Origin of the sequence: Micromonospora foliorum (genome assembly GCF_022229015.1) — a bacterium.
GTDB lineage: Bacteria > Actinomycetota > Actinomycetes > Mycobacteriales > Micromonosporaceae > Micromonospora > Micromonospora foliorum.
Window position 1 is genome coordinate 1 of record NZ_JAKKFF010000390.1, and the last position, 3,522, is coordinate 3,522.

Sequence of the window (3,522 nt, forward strand, 5' to 3'; positions counted from 1 at the left end):
GGCCGTCCGCGGGCGGTGTGGCACCCCCCGGCGCCACACCGCACGCGGACGGCCCGCTGGCCGCACCAGCGGGCACCGACGGCGCACCGGCCACCACAGCAGGCTCGCAGGGCCCACCGAACGCCACGTCGGGCTCCGTCGGCCGGCAGGGCGGCTCACCGGCACGGCGGTGGGCACCGGTCCTGGTACCGGCCGTCGTGGCCGTCGCGTTGACCGCCGGGGGTCTGCTGGTGCCGGTCGCCACCGCCGGGTCCGGCAACAGCGTCACCGTGGCGATCGTGCAGGGCAACGTGCCGCGACTGGGCCTGGACTTCAACGCCCAACGGCAGGCGGTGCTCAACAACCACGTCGACGCCACCATCGACCTGGCCGCGCGGGTCGCCGCCGGGCAGCAACGGCAACCCGACCTGGTGGTGTGGCCGGAGAACTCCAGCGACATCGACCCGCTGCGCAACCCCACCGCCGGGGCGCGGATCTCCCAGGCCGCCGACACCATCGGCGCGCCGATCCTGGTCGGCGCCGTGCTGCTCGGCCCCGACGCCGGGCAGGTCCGCAACGCGGGCATCCTGTGGCACCCCGGCACCGGCGCGGACCTCGACCAGCTGTACACGAAACGCCACCCGGTGCCGTTCGCCGAGTACGTGCCGCTGCGCGACGTGGCCCGGATGGTCAGCAAGCAGGTCGACCTGATCCGCAACGACTTCGTGCCGGGAAGCACCCCGGGCGTGGTACGCGCCGGCCCCGCCGTGCTCGGTGACGTGATCTGCTTCGAGGTCGCCTACGACGAGGTGGTCCGCGACACCGTCACCGGCGGCGCGCAACTGCTGGTGGTGCAGACCAACAACGCCACCTTCGACGTGGCGGAGGCCCGCCAGCAGATGGCCATGGTGCGGCTGCGGGCGGTGGAGCACGGACGGCCGGCGTTGATGGCCTCCACGGTCGGAGTGTCCGGGTTCGTCGCACCCGACGGGCGGGTAAGCGATGCCACCGGGTTCAACACCCGGGAGGTCGTGGTGCGGCAGTTGCGGCTCGACGACGGGCGCACCCTCGCCACCCGCCTCGGCTGGTGGCCCGAGGTGGCGCTCGCCGCGCTGGCCGCGGCGGCCCTGGTCGGCGCGGCGGTGCTGCGCCGGCGGCAGCGGGTCAGGCCCGGATAGCAACAGCCGGTACGCCGGCGGGAGCGGAGGAACCGTGATCCAGGCGACCGATACGATCCGACGCGCGGACGAGGTGCCCGGGGTGGGCCGGGTGCTGGTGGTGATCCCCACCTACAACGAGGCCGACAACATCGCCGTGATCGTGGGCCGGGTCCGGCGCGCCGCCCCGGCGGTGCAGATCCTCATCGCCGACGACAACAGCCCCGACGGCACCGGCGCGATCGCCGACGCCCTCGCCGACGGGGACGCGCACGTGCAGGTGCTGCACCGCCACGGCAAGGAGGGCCTCGGCGCGGCGTACCTGGCCGGGTTCGGGTGGGCGCGCGAGCGGGGCTACCAGGCGGTCGTGGAGATGGACGCCGACGGCTCGCACGCCCCGGAGGACCTGCCGGCGCTGCTGGCCGCCGCCCGCGACGCCGACGTGGTGATCGGCTCCCGGTGGACCCGGGGCGCGCGGGTGCTCAACTGGCCGCTGCGGCGGCTGCTGCTGTCACGCGGCGGCAACCTGTACGCGCGCCTGGCGCTGGGCATGCCCGTCTCGGACGCCACCGGCGGCTACCGGGTGTACCGGATCAGCGCGTTGGACGCCATCGACCTGGAGTCGGTGACCTCGCAGGGCTACTCGTTCCAGGTGGAGCTGTCGCGGCTGGCGCACCGGGCCGGGGTGCGGATCGTGGAGGTGCCGATCACCTTCGCCGAGCGGGAACGCGGCGACAGCAAGATGAGCCCGAAGATCGTGGCCGAGGCGCTGTGGCGGATCACCGCGTGGGGTGTGCGCGACCGACGCCAGGCGGTACGCCGGGGCCTGCACGGCACCGCCACCGGTCAGGCACGGTGGCCGTGAGCGGTCAGGCACGGTGGCCGTGAGCGCGGCCGTGTCATGCTGGATGAGCGGACCACGTCCGTGGTGTCCGCAGGAATGGCGATGAGGTGAGATGCGCCGAGGACTGAGGTTCGTACCGTTGGCCCTGCTGCTGGCGGTGGTGCTGGAGCTGGCGGTGTTCGTCGGCGTGGGACGGGCGCTGGGGTTCGGGGCGGCGGTGTTGCTGGTGTTCGCCGCGTCCCTGCTGGGGTTGGTGCTGCTGCGCCGCGAGGGCATGCGCGCCTGGCGTGGGTTCCGGGCCGCTGCGGCGGCCGGGCAGCCCCCGGGTGGGCAGGTGACCGACGGGCTCGTCGGGTTGGCGGGCGCGCTGTTGCTGGCGGTGCCCGGCCTGGTCAGTGGGCTGGTCGGGTTGCTGCTGCTGGTGCCGCCGCTGCGTCGACTGGCCCGCGCCGGGGTGCGACGCGCCACCGAGCGGCGGGTGTCGTCGATGGTCGCCGGTGACCTGTTCGGGCCCCGCACGGTGCGGGTACGCCAGGGGGCGCCACAACCGACCCCGCGACCGACTCCGCAACCGGAACAGCCGGTGGTGGTCGACGGCGGCCGGGCCATCGAGGGTGAGATCGTCGAGCCCGGTCGGCACTGAGACCGAGCCACCCACCGCGCACCGACACGACGACGCCCCCGGGGGATTCCTCCGGGGGCGTCGTCGTTGTGCGTCGTGCGGCTCAGGCGCGGCCGCGGCGGGTCCGAACCTCCTGCAGGCGCTCCTCGAGGATGTCCTCCAGCTCGGCGATCGAGCGCCGCTCCAGAAGCATGTCCCAGTGGGTACGCGGCGGCTTGGCCTTCTTCTGCTCCGGCTCGCTGCCGTCGACGAGTCGGGCGACGCTGCCGTCGAACTTGCATTCCCAGGTCGTCGGGACCTCGGCGTCGACGGCGAACGGCACCTCGAACTGGTGGCCCTTGGCGCAGAGGTACTCGCGGGTCTGACGCGGCGCGAGCTCCGTGTTGCGGTCGGATTCGTAGCTCACCGCGCCAAGGCGGCTTCCGCGCAGCATACGCTCGCCCATGATCGACTTCCCCTCGTTCGTGGTGCTGGTCTTCTGGGTGTAACGGTGCGTCCCCGTCGAGCCATTCCCGCCCGAGGGCGTGAGGCGTCCACGGGTGGGCCGGGACCAAGGGTAGCCGGCCGGGACGCTCACCCGGTGAGGTGATCCCCAGGCGGGTCGGGACAACGGTGTGTGTCCGCCGCCACCGGGGAGGTTAACCGCCCGAGCCTACCGAAGGTTGCGCCCCGATCATCAGGTGGCGTCACCGGGAGTGGCGGCACCGAGGCGGGCCAACGCCAACGCCAGGTCACTGACCTGGTCGCCGAGCTGCGCCACCCGCCGCTGGGCCAGGTCCCGGTCGGTCTCGGCGGCGTCGAGTCGTACCGTCAGGGCGGTGCGGTGACCCTCGGCGGTCGCCGCGGCCTGCCGGGCCACGGTCAGCTCGGCGGTGAGCGTGTCGCGCTGGGCGGCCAGGGCCGCCACCTCCGCGCGCAGC

The 3,522-nt window shown here is 73.9% G+C and carries 3 protein-coding genes and 2 pseudogenes; 3 read left to right on the top strand and 2 right to left on the bottom strand.

Annotated features, from left to right (window positions below; genetic code table 11):
• Nucleotides 1–143: 143 nt before the first annotated feature.
• From lnt to PSH25_RS25390, 3 genes and pseudogenes are all read left to right on the top strand, one after another.
• Nucleotides 144–1,195, top strand: a pseudogene (gene lnt / locus PSH25_RS25380) (apolipoprotein N-acyltransferase); the annotation flags it as partial.
• On the top strand, nt 1,192–2,001 hold the full coding sequence (locus tag PSH25_RS25385; RefSeq protein ID WP_238661453.1) for a polyprenol monophosphomannose synthase: 810 nt from the start codon (nt 1,192–1,194) through the stop codon (nt 1,999–2,001). The pseudogene lnt and the gene PSH25_RS25385, both read left to right, overlap by 4 nt.
• 91 nt (nt 2,002–2,092) lie before the next feature.
• Nucleotides 2,093–2,623: an FxsA family protein gene (locus tag PSH25_RS25390; protein WP_238661454.1), complete on the top strand. Its 531-nt coding sequence runs from the start codon at nt 2,093–2,095 to the stop codon at nt 2,621–2,623.
• 82 nt (nt 2,624–2,705) lie between these two features.
• Here the strand turns inward: PSH25_RS25390 and PSH25_RS25395 are convergent, their stop codons facing one another.
• Both PSH25_RS25395 and PSH25_RS25400 read right to left on the bottom strand, forming a co-directional pair.
• The gene (locus PSH25_RS25395) at nt 2,706–3,047 is read right to left on the bottom strand and encodes an RNA polymerase-binding protein RbpA (RefSeq protein ID WP_030327608.1); all 342 of its coding nucleotides are present in this window, start codon (nt 3,045–3,047) and stop codon (nt 2,706–2,708) included.
• Nucleotides 3,048–3,278: 231 nt separating this feature from the next.
• Nucleotides 3,279–3,522 (bottom strand): annotated as a pseudogene (locus PSH25_RS25400) (hypothetical protein); the annotation flags it as partial.

What these genes read in the sequence shown, in the direction of transcription:
- PSH25_RS25390 (WP_238661454.1), top strand. Translation starts at nt 2,093, where the DNA reads ATGCGCCGAGGACTGAGGTTCGTACCGTTGGCCCTGCTGCTGGCGGTG.
- PSH25_RS25395 (WP_030327608.1), bottom strand. Translation starts at nt 3,047, where the DNA reads ATGGGCGAGCGTATGCTGCGCGGAAGCCGCCTTGGCGCGGTGAGCTAC.